This is a genomic window from Flavobacterium sp. Arc2, assembly GCF_041431385.1.
Taxonomy (GTDB): Bacteria; Bacteroidota; Bacteroidia; order Flavobacteriales; family Flavobacteriaceae; genus Flavobacterium.
Genome location: NZ_JASMRH010000021.1, coordinates 57,843 through 79,583 on the forward strand (window position 1 = coordinate 57,843; position 21,741 = coordinate 79,583).

Consider the following 21,741-nt stretch of genomic DNA (forward strand, 5'->3'; position numbering starts at 1 on the left):
TGTATGAGATAAGAATAAGAAAATCCGTCTCGCTTTTAAACGGGACGGATCATGCTATTAATTTATTGAAAGTTATACTTTCATGATTTCAGCTTCTTTATGAACAAGAAGTTCATCTACTTTTTTGATGTAATTATTAGTTAAAGTTTGAACTTCTTCTTCGGCACTTTTACAAATGTCTTCAGATGTTCCTTCTTTTTCTAATTTTTTGATTTCTGTATTAGCATCTTTACGAGCATTACGAACCCCTATTTTTGCGTCTTCTGCCTCTACTTTTGCTTGTTTAGCAAGATCGCGTCTTCTTTCTTCTGTTAATGGCGGAACACTAATAATGATAAGGTCACCATTATTCATTGGATTAAATCCTATATTTGCTACCATAATCGCCTTTTCAATAGCATGAAGCATGTTTCTTTCAAACGGCTGAAGCGTGATTGTTCTGGCATCAGGAACACTTAATTTTGCTACTTGCGAAAGCGGTGTGGCTGAGCCATAATAATCTACAAAAACACTTCCTAGCATTGCTGGAGATGCTTTTCCTGCTCGAATGTTTAGAAACTCTTTTTCTAAGTGGGCAATAGAACCAATCATCGATTCTTTAGTACTATCTAATATAAATTCAATTTCTTCAGTCATTGTTTCCAATTTTTAAGTCCCCTTCGGGGATTTAGGGGATTATATATTTACTACTGTTCCTATGTTTTCTCCTTCGCAGATTTTTAATAAATTACCTTGTTTGTTCATATCGAAAATTACGATAGGCAATTTATTTTCTTGGCTTAATGTAAATGCAGTAGAATCCATTACATTCAATCCCTTTTTAATAACGTCGTCAAAAGAAATGAAATCAAATTTTAGAGCGTCAGCATTTTTTTCAGGATCTGAATCATAAACTCCGTCAACACGTGTTCCTTTTAGAATTACATCTGCGTGAATTTCTACACCACGTAAAACAGCTGCGGTATCTGTTGTGAAATAAGGGTTTCCAGTTCCAGCTCCAAAAATTACAATTCTACCTTTCTCAAGGTGACGTACTGCTCTTCTTTTAATATAGGGTTCAGCAATTGCTTCGATTTTTAATGCAGTTTGTAATCGGGTAAGCATTCCTTTGTCTTCTAGTGCGCCTTGCAATGCCATTCCGTTGATAACTGTGGCTAGCATTCCCATGTAATCACCTTGTACGCGGTCCATTCCATTACTGGCCCCTGCAACTCCTCTAAAGATATTTCCACCACCTATTACAATGGCAATTTCAATTCCTTTATCGTGAATTTTTTTGATTTCTTCGGCATATTCAGCTAATCTTACTGGGTCAATACCGTATTGTCTGTCGCCCATTAAAGCTTCACCACTTAATTTCAGAAGAATTCTTTTATATTTCATGTCTATGTTGAGTTGTTTCGTGCAAATATAGTGATATTCTTTTTTTTTGAAATAGTGTGGCTTAGTTTTTATAAATTTAGTTTTTCAAAGGAACTCTTGGCCGCTTCATAACCAATCTTAAAAATCGCATCCATTTTTGCTTTATTCATCTCAAAAGTGCTGTATATACTGAGTTCTTTAGGTTCTATTACCCATTCGCAGATGTTGAATTTTTGCATATTCGAATTAGCAGAAAGGATATCAAATGCTCTGGTGGTCACTGCTCTGATCGAATTTAAGTCTTTAGCGTCTATTTTTTGAATTGGACTAACATAAACACCAATTATATTATCGCATTGACCTTGCAGGACGTCAGTTGGGAAATGATTTAAAATTCCACCATCACTATACAAGTCTCCTTTAATTTCAAATGGTGATATAATTCCGGGAAAAGCAGAAGATGCTAAAAGGGCATCGCTAATTTTTGTGTCTGATTCGAATATTTTCAATCTGCCTCTAACCATATCTGTAGCAGTTATTTGCATAGGAATTTTTAATTCTGCTAATGAGGCATCTTTGAAAATAGCGTGAAAATATTCTTCAAAGGATGCTGAATCGATCAAGCCCGCTTTTTTAAAAGTAAAATGCCTCCACTGAAAAAGATAGACCGACTTGAAAAAGCTTAAAATTTCATCAGGAGTCTTTCCCCAGGCATACATGGCTCCTACGATTGCTCCTGCGCTTGTTCCTGCAATTCGGGAGGGGCGAATGTTTTGCTCTTCTAAAAATTTAATAGCACCTGCGTGAGCAATACCTTTTGAACCTCCTCCGGAAAGGACAAGTCCAATTGATTTTGAATTAAAATCCATTTTCTTTTTTCTTTGTTCTAAAATTACTGCTTTGCTTCTTTTTAAGTGACTTTTGTCATGTTAAAAATTAGTAAATTGTTTTAACTTTACATAAATAAAGACAAATCATGAAAAAATCGATTGCTACAGCGTTGTTCCATAGTCATTCCTATTTCGAATACAGAAAATTAGTTTCAGATTTATTGAAGGATGATAAATCTACTGGTAATGAGCAGTCGCCTGCTTTAACTAATTACAGTCATCTGAATGATACTCGTATGAATCGTTTAGACAAGACGTTAAAGGTACCTCAAGAGAGTGCTCAGAAATTAGAGTCCTTAAATAACGAATACATTTGGTTGGTCATTTCTGAAGGTTGGTGTGGTGATGCTGCACAATTACTTCCAGTTTTTGATAAATTAGTTGGTGCCTCTGAAGGGAATATAGAGATGAGAATTGTTTTGCGTGATGAAAATGAAGAGTTGATGAATCTGTTTTTAACTAATAAAGGTAAAGCAGTTCCAAAACTTATTGTCATTAATAAGGAAACTGGTGGTGCATTAGCACATTGGGGACCACGACCTAAAGGCGCTATCGATTTAATTGAGAACTATAAAAAAGAGCATGGGGCCATTGATGATACGGCTAAAGCTGATTTGCAAATGTGGTATTTACATGATAAAGGAATGTCATCCCAAGAAGAAATTATTGGTATGATGCTAGACTTGGACAAGGAATTAGAATAAACTTATTTTAGAAGCTGATTAAGGAAATCCCTAAACTTATATTTCCTGAGTCTCTTTGATTGTTAATAGGGAATGCATAGTGGTTTAGTTCGATAAATAGTAAAATATCATCGTCGTTTTGTATTCCAAGACTAATTTTTTTATAGTCACCTGTTAAGTTACCACGACCCAATGCAATTGCTTTCCCCAGGCCTAACTGAAGTGTAATTCTGGTTTCGTCACTTATTTTTGGACTTAATCTAAAATTGGTAAAAACAGGAGCGACAACTAATTTGTTAGACCAGTCCCAGTTTAATCCTCCATGAATTCCTAAGCCAACCCATTTTTTAAAGTCCAGGCCATAACCTAACTTTGTCCCAATACCGTCTGGTATAATCCAAGGTTCTTTTTTGTTTGTGTATTGGTCAACTTCTCCGCTTTTAGGGTTTCCAGTGAAGGCTAGAGTGACGTCAAATTGAACGTAAGTGAATTTTTTATCTTGGGCAAAAAGACTCCCGGAAAAGAAAACTATGAACAATAACGTTTTTAAAAATTTCAAAACAGGGTTATTTTGATTCTAAATTATCTTCGAATGCAATAGCATCCACAGCATCTTTTACGTCATAATCCCCAATTTTTGTACGGCGCAAAGCTGTTAAATGCGATCCTGAATTCATTGCCTTTCCAAAATCAAAAGCTAAAGACCGTATGTAAGTACCTTTGCTGCAAACCACTCTGAAATCAATTTCAGGAAGTGCAATTCTGGTAATTTCAAATTCATGAATTGTAGTCTTTCGGGATGCGATTTCTACCGTTTTACCTGCACGTGCATGCTCGTATAGTCTAACGCCTTCTTTTTTTATAGCAGAGTAAATAGGTGGTATTTGGTCTATCTCCCCTAGGAATTGCTTCACGGTTTCATGAATTAAAGCCTCGTCTATATGTGAAGTAGGGAATGTCTCGTCTATTTCAGTTTCTAGGTCATAAGAGGGAGTGGTGGCTCCAATGAAAAAAGTTCCGGTATATTCTTTGGCTTGACCTTGAAGTTCTGTAATTCGTTTTGTGAATTTCCCAGTGCATACTAAAAGTAATCCTGTAGCTAGCGGATCTAAAGTTCCCGCGTGACCAATTTTAAATTTTTTAGGAAGCCCCAGTTTGTTAATCAGCGCATATTTTAATTTATTTACCGCCTGAAAGGAAGTCCAATTCAAAGGCTTGTCAATCAATAAAATTTGTCCGTTTAAGTAGTCTTCGTCTGTCATTAAATGATAGTCAGGGGATGAATGAAAAAATGAATAATCAGTAAAATGATTCCGGCAGCAATTCGGTAATAACCAAAAACTTTAAAACCTTTTTTACTTAAAAATCCTATAAAACTTTTAATGGCTAAAAGCGCCACTATAAAAGCGATAACGTTACCAATAATCAATAAGTTTATTTGGTCATGTGTCAAGACGAAACCATCTTTGTAATAGTCGTAACATTTTTTTGCTGTTGCACCAAACATAGTCGGAACGGCAAGAAAAAATGAAAATTCAGCTGCTGATGTACGCGATAATTTTTGGGACATTCCACCCACAATGCTTGCGCCACTTCTAGAAACTCCTGGAACCATTGCTAGACATTGGTATAAACCAATTTTAAATGCTTTTAGGTAGGTTACTTTAGTGTCCTCTGAGTGATTAAACCAATCGTCTACTTTTAATAAAACGATACCACCTAGTAAAAGAGAAACCGCAACCGTGACTGGGCTTTCTAATAATTCATCTATCATATCGCTGAATAATAGCCCTAAAACTACAGCAGGAATAAAGGCAACGAACAATTTAAAATAGAAGTCCCAAGTCTGAAAGAAACGTTTGAAATATAAAACTACAACCGAGAGAATGGCTCCAAGTTGAATTACAATTGTAAAAAGTTTTGTGAAATCATCACTTGCAATCCCAAAAAAGGAAGAAGCAATAATCATATGTCCAGTGGACGAAACAGGTAAAAACTCAGTAATTCCTTCAATAATAGCAAGGATGATCGCTTGTAATGTATTCATTTATGCTTTCTTTGGATTTTTTAATATGGCGTAAACTGTAATTCCAAAACCAATTAAAACAGTTGTTGGAGCGAGACGGATTCTTCTAAAATTAAAAATAGCATCGCTATATACATTAGGGTCATCACTTCCTCCGCCAGACATTAATATAAATCCGAGAGCAATTACTCCAATACCAATAAGTAAAATGGTGTAATTTATTTTTCCAAAAAGAAAATCTTGTTTTGTGTCGTTATCTTTCATTGATACTTTTTTGTTTTTTTAATTCTGAAATTCTGTGGTGCTTTTGCACTTTCGGGCTCGAGTCAAGAGTAGGTAATTAATACAAATCGTCTGTTCTCAAATTCAAGAATTTTTGGGTTGCAAAATGAGTACTTAACCAAGTAATCAAAACACCAATTCCAAAGACAGCCAATAATACGCCTGCGATAGGAGCTTTGTTGTCAAGAATTCCTAGGTCAGGAAAACTAGTTTCAACGTAAATTAATACACCAATCAAGGCAATAATGGCTAGAGCAGCGCCTAGCATACCTAGTTTGATACTACGCATGACAAATGGTTTTCTAATAAATGATTTTGTTGCGCCTACCATTTGCATGGTTTTAATGATAAATCGGTTGGAGTGAATCGAAAGGCGTAAAGAGCTGTTAATCAGTAAAACGGCAATAAAAGTCAGGAATCCGCTGATTATTAAAATCCACATACTCACTTTTTTAATATTGTCATTGACTAAATTGACTAACTGTTTGTCGTAAACAATATCAGAAATCATAGGGTTTAGTCGCAGTTTTTTCTCCACTTTAGCTATAGAATCCTTTTCGACGTAATCTGCTTTTAAGTGAATGTCAAATGAGTTTTGCAATGGATTTTCGCCTAGAAACGTCATAAAATCTTCGCCTATTATATCTGTATGTTGTTTTGCAGCTTGCTCTTTAGTTACATAAACGGTAGATTTTGCGTAGGGTGCAACTTTTAATTCTTTTCCAAAAGCTTTTAAAATACTGTCGTTAGCTTCGTTTTTGAAAAATACTGTCATGGCGATTTTTTCCTTAAAGTCGTCAGCCAGTTTTTTAGAATTTATAATAAAAAGGCCTAATATTCCCAATAGGAATAGTACTAAGAATACACTTAGCACAACCGAAAAATAAGAGGAAATTAACCTGCGTTTTTGAAACCTATCAAATGAAGAACTCATAGTTTACTTTAATTATGGGGTAAAAATAATAAAGAATTTCTTTATTTGAAGTTAATAACGTCCAAAGTTTCAACTTTCGTACAATAAACGTAAATTTGCCACCTTAAAATACACATCGTGATAAACTTTGTCACATTGCAAATTTGCAAGCTGTATATAATGAATTGAGCGCACGAAAGCACGGTTCCATTAAAACATAAAATAGAAACAAGGAATGACTCGAGCTTTTGCGACAGCATGACTCCGTTAAAATAAAAATATAAAAAGGGAATGACTTGAGCTTTAGCGACAGCATGACTCCGTTAAAATAAAAATATAAAAAGGGAATGAAATATAATCCGAACGAGATAGAAGCCAAATGGCAAAAATATTGGGCAGAGAATCAAACTTTTGCCGCTGTAAACAATTCTGAAAAACCAAAACATTATGTGTTAGATATGTTTCCTTACCCATCAGGGGCAGGGCTTCATGTTGGGCATCCTCTGGGTTATATTGCTTCAGATGTGTATGCAAGATATAAAAGGCATCAAGGGTTTAATGTTTTGCACCCTATGGGCTATGACAGTTTTGGATTACCGGCTGAACAATATGCCATTCAAACTGGGCAACGTCCGGAAGATACCACTTCAGTAAATATTGATGGTGGTTATGATAAAGAAGGAAATAAAATTGCTGGATATAGAAAGCAATTGGATAAAATTGGGTTTTCATTCGATTGGAGTAGGGAAGTACGTACTTCTAATCCAGATTATTACAAGCATACCCAATGGATTTTTATCCAGTTATTTAATTCTTGGTACAACAAAGACAACGATAAAGCCGAAGATATTTCAACTTTGCTTGCTATTTTTGAAAAAGAAGGAAATGCAAATGTTAATGCCGTTTGTGATGACAAGATTACTCCTTTTACTGCGGTAGAATGGAATGCTTTTGCAAAAGAGCAACAAGAGAGAATTTTGTTGCAATACAGATTGACCTATTTAGCAGAGACGGAAGTCAACTGGTGTCCAGGTTTAGGAACGGTTTTGGCAAATGATGAAATTGTAAATGGAGTTTCGGAACGTGGTGGATTTACTGTAGTTCGTAAAAAAATGACGCAATGGAGCATGCGTATTTCTGCTTATGCAGAGCGCTTGTTGCAAGGTTTGAATGGTATTGACTGGAGCGAAAGCATTAAAGAAAGTCAGCGAAACTGGATAGGGAAGAGTGTTGGAGCGATGGTTAGTTTTCCAGTTGTGTCAGTAGGTATTGAAAGCGAAAATAACAATAGTTTCTCGCTCGAAAAAGCACTAGAACTTAGAGGGGATTCAACGGTGACTGAACAAAAATTATGGCAAAGTTTAAAGTCAAAAGCATTAGATTATAAGTTCAAACACCAATATTTAATAGGTAATTATATCGTTGATTTTGTTTGTCTTTCAAAAAAACTGGTTGTTGTAATTAACGAAGAGACTTTAGATTTTCAAGAAGTTGCAAATGTAGAAAGAGCGAAAGTTATTATTGAAAAAGGGTTTAAAATAATTCGTTTCAATAAAGAAGAAATTCTAAGAAATATTGATGGAGTTTTAGATGCGATCACGCAAGAATTAGATGAAAGTGAAGGTGTAGCTTCTGTTATTAAGAAGATTGAAGTTTTTACCACTCGTCCTGACACCATATTCGGGGTTACATTTATGACTTTAGCTCCAGAGCATCCTTTGGTTCAGGAAATCACAACGCCAGAATACCAAGCCAAAATAAACGAGTATATTTTAGCATCGTCAAAACGTTCTGAAAGAGAACGTATGGCTGATGTAAAAACTATTTCAGGGGTCTTTACTGGAGCTTATGCTGAACATCCTTTTACAAAAGAACCTATTCCAGTTTGGATTGGTGATTATGTATTGGCTGGTTACGGTACAGGGGCTGTTATGTCGGTTCCTTGTGGTGATGAACGTGATTATGCTTTTGCTAATTTCTTTAAAGGACAAAGCGGAATGCCGGCAATCAAAAATATTTTTGATAAAGACATTTCTGAATCGGCTTTTGGAGTCAAAGACGGTTTCAAATTAGTAGATTCTGATTTCTTAAACGGATTAGGATATAAAGAGGGGACGTATAAGGCGATTGAAGCTTTAGAAAAAATAAATCAAGGAAAAGGAAAAACAAATTACCGTTTGCGTGATGCTGTTTTCTCTCGCCAAAGATATTGGGGAGAACCGTTTCCGGTGTATTATGTAAATGGCTTGCCGCAAATGATTGATGCAAAATATTTACCAATTGTACTTCCTGAAGTAGAAAAATATTTACCAACGGAAGATGGACTACCACCTTTAGGAAATGCCGAAGTTTGGGCTTGGGACAAAAATAAAAACGAAGTAGTTAATACTGACTTAGTAGATCACAAAACGATTTTTCCTTTAGAATTGAATACGATGCCAGGTTGGGCAGGAAGTTCGTTTTATTGGATGCGTTATATGGATCCAAAGAATGAAAACGAATTTGCTAGCAAGGAAGCTTTGGCATATTGGGAAAGCGTGGATTTATACATTGGCGGTAACGAACATGCTACGGGTCACTTGTTGTATTCTCGTTTTTGGAATAAATTCTTAAAAGACAAAGGTTTTGCACCTACCGAAGAGCCATTCAAAAAACTGATCAATCAGGGAATGATTTTGGGGACTAGTGCTTTTGTTTATAGGTTAGAAGGAACAAATACTTTTGTTTCTAAAAATAAAATTGACGGACAAAATGTTCAACCAATTCATGCAGATGTTTCAATGGTAAATTCATCCGATGAATTGGATATTGAAGCTTTCAAAAAATGGAGAGAAGATTATAAAGATGCTGAATTCATTTGTGATGAAAACGGTAAATACATCGTTGGTCGCGAAGTAGAAAAAATGTCCAAATCCAAGTATAATGTAGTTACTCCAGATGATATTTGTAATGAATACGGAGCAGATACTTTACGTTTGTACGAAATGTTCTTAGGGCCACTAGAGCAAGCAAAACCTTGGAATACGGCAGGGATTTCGGGAGTGTTTGGTTTCTTGAAAAAACTATGTCGTTTGTATTTTGACGAACATAACTTGATTGTTACTGATGAGGTACCAACAAAAGACAACTTGAAGACATTACATAAAACCATTAAAAAAGTGGCAGATGATATTGAGAATTTCTCTTTCAACACTTCGGTTTCACAATTTATGATTTGTGTGAATGAATTGTCAACTCAAGGCTGTCATTCTCGTGCTATTTTAGAACCATTGGCAATTGTGATTTCGCCTTATGCGCCGCACATTGCCGAAGAGTTATGGTCGTTATTAGGAAATAAAGGTTCTATTGCGACGGTTCCTTTTCCTGTTTTCGAACCAAAACATTTAATAGAAAGTAGTAAAGAATATCCAGTTTCTTTTAACGGAAAAATGCGTTTCACTATCGAATTGCCTTTGGATTTAACCAAAGATCAAATCGAAGAAATCATTATGAAAGATGAAAGAACGATAAAACAATTAGAAGGCAGAACACCAAATAAAGTGATTATCGTACCTGGTAAGATCATTAATTTGGTTGGCTAAATTTCTTAAAAAATGCAATAGTTAAAAATCCAAATCTCAATTGCTGAGGTTTGGATTTTTTTTTGCATAAATAGTGCGGGCTGTAACGTTGAAATTTGGTATTTCTCTATTTTGGGATTTGATTTGTATGGTGTCAAATTGACATTATTAAAATTTGGTGCAGAATTTGCATTATAATTGGTAAGTGTAAAAAAGAAATAAACAAAAAAACAAATATATGGGAATGAGTTATTTAATTCTTGCTGGTGCAATTATGCTGGCGAGCTGGGCAGTAAGTTCAAGACTGAAGAGTAAATTTGAACATTATTCTAAAATGCAATTGCAAAACGGAATGAGCGGTGCTGAAATTGCCGAGAAGATGCTTGCTGATAATGGGATTCGCGATGTGCGTGTGATTTCGGTATCTGGGCAATTGACAGATCATTACAATCCGGTTAATAAAACAGTAAATCTAAGTGAGGCAGTGTACAATCAACGCAATGCAGCTGCGGCAGCTGTTGCGGCGCACGAGTGTGGGCACGCAGTGCAACATGCCGTGGGTTATCAATGGTTAACTATGCGTTCTAAGTTGGTTCCTTTTGTAAACGTGGCATCTTCGTACATGCAATGGATTTTGATAGGTGGAATTTTATTAATGAATAGTTTTCCGCAATTGTTACTTGTCGGAATCGTGCTGTTTGCAGCAACCACTGTTTTTTCAATAGTAACTTTGCCGGTGGAATACGATGCCAGCCATCGTGCATTGGCTTGGTTAGAGAATAAAAGAATGCTTACACAGCAAGAACATGATGGAGCTAAGGATGCTTTAAAATGGGCTGCCAGAACTTATGTAGTTGCTGCGTTAGGTTCTATTGCTACTTTGTTGTATTACGTTTCCATTTATATGGGTGGCGGTAGTCGAAGAGATTAAGGTATGTAGCTAATTTGCTTTTATGTATACAAGCCGTCTCATTTTTAGGAATGAGACGGCTTTTTAATTGTCGTGTTTTTTTATAGCTGTATCTGTCTGTCTATTTGTTGGTCTAAAGAGATGAAAGTCTCTGTTCTGGATACACCTTCAATTGTTTGAATTTTGGTATTCAGTAGATTCATTAAATGTTGATTGTCTCTACAGATGATTTTAATCAAAATAGACCAGTTTCCAGTGGTGTAGTGGCATTCTAGTACTTCGGGTATTTTTTTTAGTTCTTTAACGGCTTCAAGATTTCGCGCTGCTTTGTCAAGATATACTCCAACAAAAGCCATAGTGTTGTAGCCGAGAACTTTATGATTTACTACAAATTTTGACCCTGAGATTACGCCAGATTGTTCTAGCTTTCTCAATCGTTGATGAATTGCAGCTCCTGAAATTCCAATTTTGTTGGCGATTTGAAGGATTGGTTTTCGGGCGTCTTCCATAAGGAATCTTAAAATTTCTTTATCGATTCCGTCTATTTCCACTACCATGGAGTTTATTTTCATAACTTTTATTTGAGAACTAAAATGGATGTGTCTAGTTGCAATTGAAAACCAAAATTAAACAAAAACAACTAATAACACAGTGTTTTACCTTATTTAGAAATGTGCTTAAGTTTTGACTGTAACTCTTAAGGAAAACACGACACATCAAAAGGTAGATTTTAAATGTTTGACAGGATTCTACTTTAGGAGGGGATTGGGCATAAAAAAACCATCTGTTGTCCAGATGGTTTTTTGTAATTTTTATTTGAATTTAAATCGAGAATTATTTTCCTTTATTAGCTTCAATAATATATTTTTCTAAGGCCATTGTCATCGAAGGTGCATTTGGAGAAGGTGCCAAAATATCAATTCGTAAGCCATTGTCTAAAGCTTCTTTTTGAGTAGTACTTCCAAAAACGGCTATTCTAGTATCGTTCTGTTTAAAGTCCGGAAAGTTTTTTAATAATGATTTAATTCCAGTTGGACTAAAGAAAGCTAATACATCGTAATATACATCTGCTAAATCAGATAAATCGCTCATCACTGTTTTGTAAAAAATACCAGGAGTCCAGTCTACTTTTAATCCATTAAGCGTGATTGTTGCGTCAGCATTTAATTGATCTGAGGCTGGTAAGAGAAACTTCTCGTCTTTGTATTTTTTTATTAATGGAGATAAATCTACAAAATCCTTAGGACCTACATAAATTTTACGTTTTCTGTAAACAACGTATTTTTGTAAATAAAAGGCAACTGCTTCTGATTGGCAGAAGTATTTTAAACCTTCGGGAACTTTGAATCGCATTTCATCAGCCACTCTGAAAAAATGATCTACAGCATTTCTACTAGTCAAAATAATTGCAGTATACTGATTGAGGTCGATTTTTTGAAGTCTAATCTCTTTGGCATTAACTCCTTCTATATGAATAAAAGGTCTGAAATCAATTTTAACTTTATGCTTCTGTTGGAGTTCAAAGTAAGGAGAGTTCTCTACTTTAGGCTCGGGCTGTGACACCAAAATTGTTTTCACTTTCATATTTTAACGTTTTCTAAGCGCCCCCTTTTTTAAACATAAAAAACATAAAAAAATAGGGGGCTATTTCGAGAGCGCAAAGATATAAAATAAAATAAAACATCTTACTGAATATTAGATTTTGATATCTTTTTATTGAAATCAAATACACTAATATGTTAACTATCAATACAATAGATATTATTATTAGTGGAATATTTCTTGATATTGTATCGTAATAAAACAATATAATGTTGATAGGTAGGATAAATAGGCCTATATAAGTTCTGTAAGTAACCTTTTGAAGGTTAAATTGCTCCATAAACTCCTCAATATTAAATGCTGTAGCAATGATTTTTTCTATTAAATATTTCGATAAAACGAAAAATATCAAAACAGTAATAATCTGAATGTAAAGTATCAGGTCTGTCTTTGAGCCGTACCCAAAAAAGCTTAAGGAAAGCTGAATGAAAAAGGCAAAGGAAATTACTTGCACAAAAAACAGTGAAATGGTAAAAGTGCCTTTCAGATGACTCCCGTCACGATATACTTTTGAGTATTTATCTGAAAATATCAAATTCATAAAATCGGCAAATCGATTTTCATAAATGGATTTAGTAAATGCGATAATAGCAAATGCCAGAACAAATAAAATAGTTGCCCAATCTTTGCTTTCTGTTATTCTTGGATGAAGTAGGTGTTCGATCATAGCGCGACAAAATTACTAATTTTTTAGATCAATCTTTTTATTATAATTTTATTATGAATGAAATGCCATAAAAACGTTACTTTTGCCGTGAAATTACAAGAAATATGAACGACTGTATTGTTATAATTCCTACCTATAACGAAATTGAAAATATCGAAAGCATAATCAGGTCGGTGCTTTCTCAACACAAACCATTTCATATTCTTATTGTTGACGACAATTCTCCGGATCATACCGCAGATAGAGTTAGATTGCTTCAAACGGAATTTGGTGGTCGTTTATTTTTAGAAAATAGAGAAAAGAAGTCTGGATTGGGAACAGCCTATGTTCATGGTTTTAAATGGGCACTAGAGAATAAATATGATTTTATTTTCGAAATGGATGCTGATTTTTCTCACAATCCGAATGACTTGGAGAAATTATACAATGCCTGTCATTTTGGGAATGCTGATTTAGCGATTGGTTCACGATATGTTACAGGGGTTAATGTGGTCAATTGGCCATTAAATAGAGTACTCATGTCTTATTTTGCATCGGTATATGTTCGAATTATTACGGGGATGAAAATTCATGATGCTACAGCAGGTTTCATATGTTATAAAAGAGAAGTGCTTGAAAGTGTCAACCTCAATAAAATAAAATTTGTTGGTTATGCGTTTCAGATTGAAATGAAATACAGAACCTTTTGTAAAAAATTTAGTATTGTTGAAGTGCCAATAATTTTTACAGACAGGACAAAAGGACAATCAAAAATGAGTAATTCAATAATTGTTGAAGCCGTTTTTGGGGTAATTGCTCTACGATTAAAAAAATTAGTTAATAGTTTATAAGAAAAAGTACAATGAATAGTGTTTTAATTAAGAATGCCAAAATAGTAAATGAAGGGGTGATTTTTGAAGGCGATGTTTTAATTGAAAATGACTTAATTGTTGAGGTTTCAGAAAGCATCAGTGCCAAATCATCAAATTGTGTCATCATTGACGCAGAGGGAAATTATTTAATGCCGGGTGCGATTGATGACCAAGTGCATTTTAGAGAGCCGGGTCTTACTTATAAAGGAGATATTGAGTCGGAGTCCAGAGCGGCAGTTGCTGGAGGAATCACCTCGTTTATCGAGCAGCCGAACACGATTCCTAATGCGGTTACCCAAGAAATTTTAGAAGAAAAATACCAGCTTGCTGCTGAGAAATCATTTGCCAATTATTCGTTTATGATGGGGGCAACTAATGATAATTTGGAGGAAGTTCTAAAAACAAATCCGAAAAATGTTGCGGGTATAAAAATATTTTTAGGTTCTTCAACGGGTAATATGCTTGTTGATAATGAAGCTACTTTAGAAAAAATATTTTCTAGTACACCTATGCTTATTGCGGTTCATTGTGAAGATGAAACTACCATAAAAAACAATTTAGAAAAATACAAGGCAGAATATGGCGAGGATGTGCCTGTAACGGTTCATCACCTAATTCGTAGTGAAGAGGCTTGTTACATTTCCTCTTCAAAAGCAGTTGCGCTGGCTAAAAAAACAGGTGCTCGTTTACATATTTTTCACCTTTCGACTGCTAAAGAAATGGATTTGTTTACTAACAAAATTCCATTGGAACAAAAGAAAATTACCGCTGAGGTTTGTATACATCATTTATGGTTTACCAATGAGGATTATGCTACCAAAGGAAATCTTATAAAATGGAATCCAGCAGTAAAAACAGCAAATGACCGAAAGGTGCTTTGGGAAGCCTTATTAGATGGTAGAATAGATGTAATTGCAACAGACCACGCACCACATACATTAGAAGAGAAAAAACTACCTTACTTACAAGCTCCTTCTGGAGGACCTTTAGTTCAACATGCCGTTGTAGCAATGTTTGAAGCTTTTCATCAAGGAAAAATTAGCGTGGAGAAAATTGTTGAAAAAATGTGTCATAATCCAGCCAAAATTTTTAAAATTGAAAAACGTGGTTTTATTAAAGAAGGGTATTATGCTGATTTAGTGATTGTAAATTCAGGTTTGCCGTGGAGTGTAAAGAAAGAGAATATCTTCGCTAAATGCGGATGGTCACCGTTTGAAGGGTTTACATTTAAATCCAGAATTACGCATACTTTTGTAAATGGGCAATTAGTTTATAATGCCTTTAAAGTAAAAAATGTTCGTGCAGGAAAAAGACTCTTGTTTGATCGTTAATTGACAAAATAGATGAAAAAGATACTATTACTTTTGACCGTTTTAGTCGGGTTTATTAGCTGCAAAGAAAAAGTGGTGAGTAAGCCTGACAATCTTATAGATAGAGATAAGATGATTGATGTAATGTATGATTTGTCGATTTTGGACGCTTTGAAATATCAAAATTTGGCTTCTGTAGATAGTTTTAAAATAAATCCTCCTGATTACATTTATAAAAAGTATAAGATTGATAGTGCACAATTTGCACAAAGCAATATTTATTACGCCTCTACTTATACCGATTACAAAGAGATGTATGACGAGATTATAAAACGAATTGAAGCAAAAAAAACTGTCTTGGATTCAGTGGTAAAAAAGCAAGAGAAAAAGGAAGCAAAGATAAAAGCAGATTCTATAAAAAGAATCAAAGTCGCCCCTATCGCAAATGATTCTTTAGAATTGAAGAAATTAGATATTGCCCGAAGAAAGAAAAAAGATATGTCGCGAATTAAATAGTTTCATATTTTATAAGCTTGAAATTTCCTTGATATACTGATGTACGTCTGTAAAATCAGTTTTTAATGTAATTTTTATTTTTTCATTAGAATAGTCATGTTCAGAATAAGAAGCTTTAGCAGTAGCTCGAGTTAATTTTCTCTTTCTATTGAGAATCTTAGCTAAAATCCAATCTATTCTCCAACCTATTTCCATTAAGTATGGTTTCATGTGACGAGAAGGTCTTTTTACCTTTAATGCGTCAGCAATAGTGTTTAGGATGTCTCTAAAGGATAAGTTCTGTCCAATTAAAACAAAACGTTCGTTTCTAATTTCGCTTTTCATCAATTGAACCGCCATTGTTACTACATCACTAACGGCCACGAATCCAGTTTTTCCAAGCCAATAATACCGTAATCCCTTTGCGACTGCATTAAAAAGCAAACCACTTCCCTGCTCTTGAAAGCCTGGACCAATAATAACTCCCGGATTTACAATTATAACATCTAAGCCTTCTTGCTGGCCTCGCCAAATTTCCATTTCGGCACCATATTTAGAAATAGCATAATCACTATGTGGCTTTTCTGGATTCCATTCTGTTTCTTCTGTAATAATTGTTGCCGTAGTTGTTAAATCGCCTAATGCTGCAGTCGAACTAATGTAGCATAGTTTTTTCACTCCTTTGGCAAGGCAAAAATTCACAATGTTTGCAGTTCCTTCAATATTAGTTTTGCGCAATACGTCTTCGTCTTTTGGATCAAAAGAAATTAAGGCTGCGCTATGGTATACGTAATCAACTCCTATAAAGGCATGTTCTAATGTTGGGACGTCAATAATGTCCCCCTTAACCCATTCTATAGCTTGAAATAAAGCCGATTTGTTGTAAAGCTGAAATAGAGATTCTGTTTTTTTTATTTTTTCTGAATTTCGATAAATTGCCCGTATTTTTCCAGCTCCGATACTTTCGGATTCTATTAAATGCAGCAATAAATGCGCTCCTACTAAACCAGTTCCTCCTGTTACTAAAATCATTTTGTAAAGATAATTAGATTGTTTGATTTTTAGACCGTTTGATTTTCAAATTATCCAATTAAAACTATCTTTGTGAAAATTGATTTTTAGAAAATGAAAAATATTATTTCCGAATTACAGTGGCGCGGATTGGTTCACGACATTATGCCAGGAACCGAAGAACAACTTTTAAAAGAAATGACAACTACTTATATAGGGTTTGATCCTACATCTGATTCTTTACATATTGGGAGTTTAGTTCCTATCGTTCTTTTAGTACACTTAAAAAACTTTGGACATAAGCCTATTGCTTTAGTAGGCGGTGCGACAGGAATGATTGGTGATCCTTCTGGGAAGTCAGATGAAAGAAATCTTCTTGATGAAGAGACTTTAAATCATAACGTAGAAGGAATTAAAGGAGTGTTATCTCGTTTTTTAGATTTTAATTCAAACGAAGTTAATTCACCAGTTTTAGTAAATAATTACGACTGGATGAAAGAGTTATCCTTCATCAACTTTGCACGTGACGTGGGTAAACGTATCACTGTAAATTATATGATGGCTAAGGATTCTGTAAAGAAAAGATTAGCAGGTGAAGGAGAAGGAATGTCTTTTACTGAGTTTACTTACCAATTAATTCAAGGATACGATTTTTACCATTTACATAAAGAATATAACTGTTTGTTACAAATGGGAGGTTCTGATCAGTGGGGAAATATCACTACTGGAACTGAGTTAGTACGCCGCATGAATGTAGGGGAAGAGGCAAAAGCATACGCGATGACTTGTCCGTTGATTACAAAGGCGGATGGTTCTAAATTTGGTAAATCCGAAGGTGGAAATGTTTGGTTAACAGCCGATAAAACTTCAGTATATAAATTTTACCAATTTTGGTTGAATACTACCGATGTTGATGCCGAAAAATATATAAAAATATTTACTTTTTTAGATAAGGATACTATTGAAGCCTTAATTGAAGAACATAAAGTAGCGCCACATTTAAGAGTGTTACAACGTAAATTGGCCGAAGAATTAACGGTTTTTGTTCATTCGAAAGAAGAATTAGAAAAAGCAATCAAAGCGTCTAATATTCTTTTTGGAAATGCTACAGCCGATGATTTGAAAGAACTAGATGAAGCTACTTTCTTAGAAGTTTTTGATGGTGTTCCTCAAGCAGAGATTGCTAGAGCAGAAATGGAGTCTGGAATTGATGTTATTGCTCTTTTGAATGAAAAAACAGCGTTTTTTAAATCGAATGGAGAAGCACGACGTGCTTTGACAGCAAATTCAATTTCGGTTAATAAAGAGAAAGTAAACGAAGATTTTGTTCTTTCAGCTAAAGACTTAATCAACGATCAGTTTGTATTGCTGCAAAGCGGAAAGAAAAACTATTTTGTTGTGAGGATTGTTTAACTGTTTATTCGGTTAACGGATTAAACAAATAACCGAATCAACTTTTACAAAACCATCAAATTACAACCTCGAATATCAGAATTATCAAAACGTCCCAATACCTCGAAAGAGTTGTTGGGATTTTTTTTGCTTTTATTATTCTTAATTGTTAAAATTAATCGGTACTTTATTGGATTGCAACCAGCCTTTTATAATGGTTTTGTCTTCTAAAATTATATTTAAATCTTCGGGCTGTAGTTTTTGGTATATTTCTTCTTTGAATAAATCAATATGTAAGTCAATATAGTGGGTGGTTTTTTCATCAATATAATATTCGTTATCATCATATTGTATGTATCTATTTTTATCCCATTCTAAGTTGATTGTATAACTTTTAATTTCTTGTGGATTTAATTTGATAATATTTTTAATGATATTTTTACTCGTTTGTGTCTTTATTCTTTTTTGTTCAGCATCTAAGTTTTCTTTGAATTTGCTTCTGTTTGACACTACTTCAAGCATCATTTTTTGGTGTAACTTTTCCTTTTTTTTGGTATCAAATATGTTGTCAGTGATAATAGCAACATTTTCTTGGTATAATCTGTAAGAAGGTATTGAAGCTAAAGAATTTGTAGTATTTGATCGTATCGAATTTGGATTTAAAATAAAAGAAATAATATGATTTGTTCTGTTTTCGATTTGATAATGAATGACGAAATTTCTTTGATTTGCATCGGCGTCAATTGAGGATATCGAATCTATTTTTATTTCTAATTCCGTACTTTGTGCTAATAACCCAATTGAAAAAAATAAAAAAAATAAAGTACTGATTCGCATAATTAAAATGGTTTGATTGTTTAATTCGGTTAAACAAATTAATGATTAACTTTTACAAAACCATCAAATTACAACCTCGAATATCAGAATTATCAAAACGTCCCAATACCTCGAAAGAGTTGTTGGGATTTTTTTTACCCAAATCCTGAGTGGCAATAAACGAACAGGAGTTAATGTTGGCCAAATCGATTACGTTAATTCCGCCTGTTTTTCCTTGCGGAATATAGGTCAGTGCATCTTCAGTATCGCGAACGAGAATTTGTATCCAAGAAGGACACTCAAACACTCCTTCACCTAAAGAATAGGCTTGAGAGAGTAATTCAGTCATTCCGTATTCTGAATGAATCGCTGTCACGCCAAAGCCTTCGCAAAGTTGTTGATGCAATTCTTCTCGAATCATTTCTTTTCTTCTGCCTTTCATACCACCCGTTTCCATGATGATAGTGTTTTGCAATTGAAACTGATGCTTTTCGATTAGATCCAATAAGGCAAAAGTAACTCCGATTAAAATTACATTTTGACCGGACTGGTCTAATTCGGTTAATTTTTTTATAAGTTCGTCGTGATTATGCAAATAAAAGCCACTTTCAGAATGATTGGATAGCTGAATCAGATCTTCGACCATATAGATCAGCGATGATCCATCTCTTTCTAAGTAAGAAGGCAGTAAAGCTAAGACTACATAATCTTCTATGTTTCCATAAAACTGAGAAAACCCTTTGCGGTAACTTTCTTCATAAATAGAAATATCTGTTACGAGGTGTTTACTTGTGCTCATTCCTGTCGTTCCGCTACTGGTAAATGTATTTTGAATCGCATTGGTGTTAGAAACCACTGCATGGCTTTTAAAAAACTGAATAGGTAAAAACGGAATCTGTTGAATAGCTTTCACTTTTTGAGGCTCCACTTTCATGAGGTCACAAAATTCCCTGTAGACCAAGTTGTTTTCGTGTTGGTAACGAAATACTTTTAAGGCTATTTTTTCAAATTGCTTTTGGCTCGAAATGGCAAATATATCAGTAGCTGTAATCAAGAATTTTTTTTGCAAAGGTATAAATTTTAATAGCTCTTTTTGATATTAAAAGACATTCCAATTTGAATGAAAGAAAGCCCCAATTAAATTTGGGGCTTTCTAAGTTATTTTTACCTCACTATGAGTTTTCTGGTCGCGGTTGCGTTATCTTCATTAATCTTAATAATGTAAACACCAGGGTTGAGACTTGAGACATTTACTTCTTTTGAGCTAATTGATGTTTGAAGCACTTTTTTACCCAAAAGATCAAAAATCATTATTTCTTTATTGGAATCATTTTTTGTGGAAATATTAACCTTCCCGTTAGTCACTGGGTTAGGATACAAGTTCAAACCTTCAATTACGGAGGATTCTTGTAGTTTTGTTTGTTGCTTTGTCTCTTGAGCACTAAGACTCATAGAAAAGAAAAAAACCAGTAAGATTGTAATATAAAAGTAATTTTTTGCCATTAGCTTGATTTTGTAAAGTAAATATACAAAAAACAAATACTATACCAAAATAAAAAAAACACCCTTCTTTAAAAGGGTGTTTTAATTATTATAAGTGTATTTTAATTATTTAGTCCAATCTGCCCAAGAAGGTAAAGTTGCTCCAGCACCAGCACCAGTTTGAGTTGTAACATAAGCAGCAGTAGTATTGTTTGCAGTCACAAAGTTTAAACCGTTTACTTTAAATTCGCCTAAAGTGATTCTAGCTGTAGCTCCTGTACCTGAATCTAATTTTGCAAAAGTAGCAATACCATCAACAAATAGGTTTGTATAAGTTTGTTTTCCACCACCTTCTTTGAAGTTGATTGCTTTCTCAGAAGCTGTAAATTTTGTAGCTGTTCCTTTTACAATTGATATGTTAGAAATTTTTGCATCTGTCATCGGTAAAGCGATATCGTTTTGTCCGTTGTTTGATCCTTCAACACCACCAAATGAAATACCGTTGATGTAAACGTTTGTGATTGTTCCGATGTATCCATCTGCGAAATCTAATGAATCATCATAAGAGTTGATCAATACAAGGTTAGTTGCATTTACTGCACCTCCAAAAAATTCAACAGCATCATCACCACTTTCAAAAGTATAGATATTTGATACTTCAGTACCACTACCTACTCCAAAGAATGAAACTCCATTGTATTCTTTACTATCACTAAATTTAGATCCAGTGTAAGAAATTTTCAGGTAGTTGATTTTTCCAGATGAATCCGCATTGTTGTTACCTCCGTATAATAATCCACCTACTTCAGAAGTTCCATTGTCTCCTGTGTTTACTTTTGCATCACCACAGATAATCAATCCACCCCAGTTTCCTTCAGTAGGAGCCGCTTTACCTGATGTCATAACTACTGGTTTAGCAGCAGTACCGTTCACATAGATTTTAGCACCTCTTTCTACGGCGATGAAAATTGTTTTAGCTATTTCTGTATCAGCTGTTGGATCAGATTTAATTGTTGTTCCAGCAGGAATAATTAAAGAAGCACCAGATCTTACGATTAACCCTCCAGTTAATGTATATGTTTGTGTTGCGTCTAGAGTTACTGTTTCGTTATTTGTAATCTCACCTTTTAAGTCGTTTACTTTTAAATCAAAAGTAATTGAAGGAGTTGTTTCTGGGCTATCGCTAGTACAGCTTGTAAATGCAATAGTCACTACGGTTAAAATTGCTAAAATTGATTTTTTCATTTGTCTTTAATTTTGTTTATGTTTTTTAACACTACAAAGAAACATATTTACTATTTTTTTCACGTTAAGCCACTATTACTTTGATGTTAAGAATTCTTCTAAGGTTTTCAATATAATTAACATTAAATTTACATGTTTTATACATCATCAAAAGAGGTAGCCGTTCATAGACTGAACCCAAAAGTTTGGACAAATTTATAATTAATTCTGATAATAATGAGCTCGATATTGTATCGGGCTCATT

At 34.3% G+C, this 21,741-nt stretch carries 24 protein-coding genes; 7 read left to right on the forward strand and 17 right to left on the reverse strand.

The genetic code is table 11. From position 1 onward, the window contains the following. Positions 1 to 72 precede the first annotated feature (72 nt). From frr to QO182_RS14560, 3 genes are all read right to left on the reverse strand, one after another. Positions 73 to 636 (reverse strand): ribosome recycling factor, encoded by a 564-nt coding sequence (gene frr / locus QO182_RS14550; protein ID WP_371562354.1) that lies wholly within the window; start codon positions 634 to 636, stop codon positions 73 to 75. A gap of 39 nt (positions 637 to 675) precedes the next feature. Continuing rightward, a complete protein-coding gene (gene pyrH, locus QO182_RS14555; protein WP_371539396.1) occupies positions 676 to 1,383 on the reverse strand; it encodes a UMP kinase in 708 nt (235 codons plus the stop codon). Between the two features lie 68 nt (positions 1,384 to 1,451). Further along, entirely contained in the window at positions 1,452 to 2,231 is a 780-nt protein-coding gene (locus tag QO182_RS14560) for a patatin-like phospholipase family protein (RefSeq protein WP_371539394.1), read from the reverse strand. A gap of 107 nt (positions 2,232 to 2,338) precedes the next feature. Between QO182_RS14560 and QO182_RS14565 the strand changes: the two genes are divergently transcribed. Then, positions 2,339 to 2,956: a thioredoxin family protein gene (locus QO182_RS14565; protein ID WP_371562355.1), complete on the forward strand. Its 618-nt coding sequence runs from the start codon at positions 2,339 to 2,341 to the stop codon at positions 2,954 to 2,956. Positions 2,957 to 2,963: 7 nt separating this feature from the next. Here QO182_RS14565 and QO182_RS14570 read toward each other — a convergent pair whose 3' ends face one another. The 5 genes from QO182_RS14570 to QO182_RS14590 all read right to left on the reverse strand — a co-directional run bounded on the left by QO182_RS14570 (position 2,964) and on the right by QO182_RS14590 (position 6,177). Beyond that, on the reverse strand, positions 2,964 to 3,494 hold the full coding sequence (locus QO182_RS14570; protein WP_371562356.1) for a hypothetical protein: 531 nt from the start codon (positions 3,492 to 3,494) through the stop codon (positions 2,964 to 2,966). A gap of 7 nt (positions 3,495 to 3,501) precedes the next feature. Continuing rightward, positions 3,502 to 4,197, reverse strand: a complete 696-nt coding sequence (gene truB / locus QO182_RS14575) for a tRNA pseudouridine(55) synthase TruB (RefSeq protein ID WP_371562358.1) — start codon at positions 4,195 to 4,197, stop codon at positions 3,502 to 3,504. Next, on the reverse strand, positions 4,197 to 4,982 hold the full coding sequence (locus QO182_RS14580; RefSeq protein WP_371539383.1) for an undecaprenyl-diphosphate phosphatase: 786 nt from the start codon (positions 4,980 to 4,982) through the stop codon (positions 4,197 to 4,199). Before QO182_RS14580 ends, truB begins: the two co-directional genes overlap by 1 nt. Next, the gene (locus QO182_RS14585) at positions 4,983 to 5,225 is read right to left on the reverse strand and encodes a DUF3098 domain-containing protein (protein WP_371539380.1); all 243 of its coding nucleotides are present in this window, start codon (positions 5,223 to 5,225) and stop codon (positions 4,983 to 4,985) included. Positions 5,226 to 5,301: 76 nt separating this feature from the next. After that, a complete protein-coding gene (locus tag QO182_RS14590) occupies positions 5,302 to 6,177 on the reverse strand; it encodes a cell division protein FtsX (protein WP_371562360.1) in 876 nt (291 codons plus the stop codon). Positions 6,178 to 6,503: 326 nt separating this feature from the next. On the opposite strand from QO182_RS14590, the gene QO182_RS14595 reads away from it, so the two are divergent. Together QO182_RS14595 and QO182_RS14600 are read left to right on the forward strand one after the other, a co-directional pair. Then, the gene (locus QO182_RS14595; protein ID WP_371562362.1) at positions 6,504 to 9,737 is read left to right on the forward strand and encodes a leucine--tRNA ligase; all 3,234 of its coding nucleotides are present in this window, start codon (positions 6,504 to 6,506) and stop codon (positions 9,735 to 9,737) included. Between the two features lie 217 nt (positions 9,738 to 9,954). Beyond that, a complete protein-coding gene (locus QO182_RS14600; protein ID WP_371562364.1) occupies positions 9,955 to 10,647 on the forward strand; it encodes a zinc metallopeptidase in 693 nt (230 codons plus the stop codon). A gap of 80 nt (positions 10,648 to 10,727) precedes the next feature. Here the strand turns inward: QO182_RS14600 and QO182_RS14605 are convergent, their stop codons facing one another. From QO182_RS14605 to QO182_RS14615, 3 genes are all read right to left on the reverse strand, one after another. Beyond that, positions 10,728 to 11,198, reverse strand: a complete 471-nt coding sequence (locus QO182_RS14605; RefSeq protein ID WP_091090810.1) for an Lrp/AsnC family transcriptional regulator — start codon at positions 11,196 to 11,198, stop codon at positions 10,728 to 10,730. Positions 11,199 to 11,460: 262 nt separating this feature from the next. After that, on the reverse strand, positions 11,461 to 12,210 hold the full coding sequence (locus QO182_RS14610; protein ID WP_371539368.1) for a uroporphyrinogen-III synthase: 750 nt from the start codon (positions 12,208 to 12,210) through the stop codon (positions 11,461 to 11,463). A 13-nt stretch (positions 12,211 to 12,223) separates the two neighbouring features. Then, on the reverse strand, positions 12,224 to 12,895 hold the full coding sequence (locus QO182_RS14615; protein WP_371562365.1) for a DUF4271 domain-containing protein: 672 nt from the start codon (positions 12,893 to 12,895) through the stop codon (positions 12,224 to 12,226). A 104-nt stretch (positions 12,896 to 12,999) separates the two neighbouring features. Here QO182_RS14615 and QO182_RS14620 point away from each other — a divergent pair, with 104 nt between their 5' ends. From QO182_RS14620 to QO182_RS14630, 3 genes are read left to right on the forward strand one after another with little or no spacing between them, the layout of a single operon-like run. Further along, positions 13,000 to 13,725 carry a polyprenol monophosphomannose synthase gene (locus QO182_RS14620; protein WP_371539362.1) on the forward strand — a complete coding sequence of 242 codons (726 nt, stop codon included), beginning with the start codon at positions 13,000 to 13,002 and terminating at the stop codon, positions 13,723 to 13,725. Between the two features lie 11 nt (positions 13,726 to 13,736). Continuing rightward, positions 13,737 to 15,077 (forward strand): dihydroorotase, encoded by a 1,341-nt coding sequence (locus tag QO182_RS14625; protein WP_371539360.1) that lies wholly within the window; start codon positions 13,737 to 13,739, stop codon positions 15,075 to 15,077. Between the two features lie 12 nt (positions 15,078 to 15,089). After that, positions 15,090 to 15,572: a DUF4296 domain-containing protein gene (locus QO182_RS14630; RefSeq protein WP_371562367.1), complete on the forward strand. Its 483-nt coding sequence runs from the start codon at positions 15,090 to 15,092 to the stop codon at positions 15,570 to 15,572. Between the two features lie 9 nt (positions 15,573 to 15,581). Here QO182_RS14630 and QO182_RS14635 read toward each other — a convergent pair whose 3' ends face one another. Continuing rightward, positions 15,582 to 16,583 (reverse strand): NAD-dependent epimerase/dehydratase family protein, encoded by a 1,002-nt coding sequence (locus QO182_RS14635; protein WP_371562369.1) that lies wholly within the window; start codon positions 16,581 to 16,583, stop codon positions 15,582 to 15,584. A 93-nt stretch (positions 16,584 to 16,676) separates the two neighbouring features. Here QO182_RS14635 and tyrS point away from each other — a divergent pair, with 93 nt between their 5' ends. After that, positions 16,677 to 17,975, forward strand: coding sequence for a tyrosine--tRNA ligase (gene tyrS, locus QO182_RS14640; RefSeq protein WP_371562371.1), 1,299 nt, complete (start codon positions 16,677 to 16,679; stop codon positions 17,973 to 17,975). Between the two features lie 141 nt (positions 17,976 to 18,116). Here the strand turns inward: tyrS and QO182_RS14645 are convergent, their stop codons facing one another. From QO182_RS14645 to QO182_RS14665, 5 genes are all read right to left on the reverse strand, one after another. Further along, entirely contained in the window at positions 18,117 to 18,791 is a 675-nt protein-coding gene (locus QO182_RS14645) for a hypothetical protein (protein WP_371539353.1), read from the reverse strand. Between the two features lie 52 nt (positions 18,792 to 18,843). Then, on the reverse strand, positions 18,844 to 19,824 hold the full coding sequence (locus QO182_RS14650; protein WP_371539498.1) for an acyl transferase: 981 nt from the start codon (positions 19,822 to 19,824) through the stop codon (positions 18,844 to 18,846). Between the two features lie 110 nt (positions 19,825 to 19,934). Continuing rightward, entirely contained in the window at positions 19,935 to 20,273 is a 339-nt protein-coding gene (locus QO182_RS14655) for a T9SS type A sorting domain-containing protein (protein ID WP_371539350.1), read from the reverse strand. A 105-nt stretch (positions 20,274 to 20,378) separates the two neighbouring features. Beyond that, positions 20,379 to 21,497: a hypothetical protein gene (locus QO182_RS14660; protein ID WP_371539348.1), complete on the reverse strand. Its 1,119-nt coding sequence runs from the start codon at positions 21,495 to 21,497 to the stop codon at positions 20,379 to 20,381. Between the two features lie 64 nt (positions 21,498 to 21,561). Further along, positions 21,562 to 21,741: hypothetical protein (locus QO182_RS14665; protein WP_371562373.1), on the reverse strand; the 180-nt coding region annotated here is incomplete at its 5' end.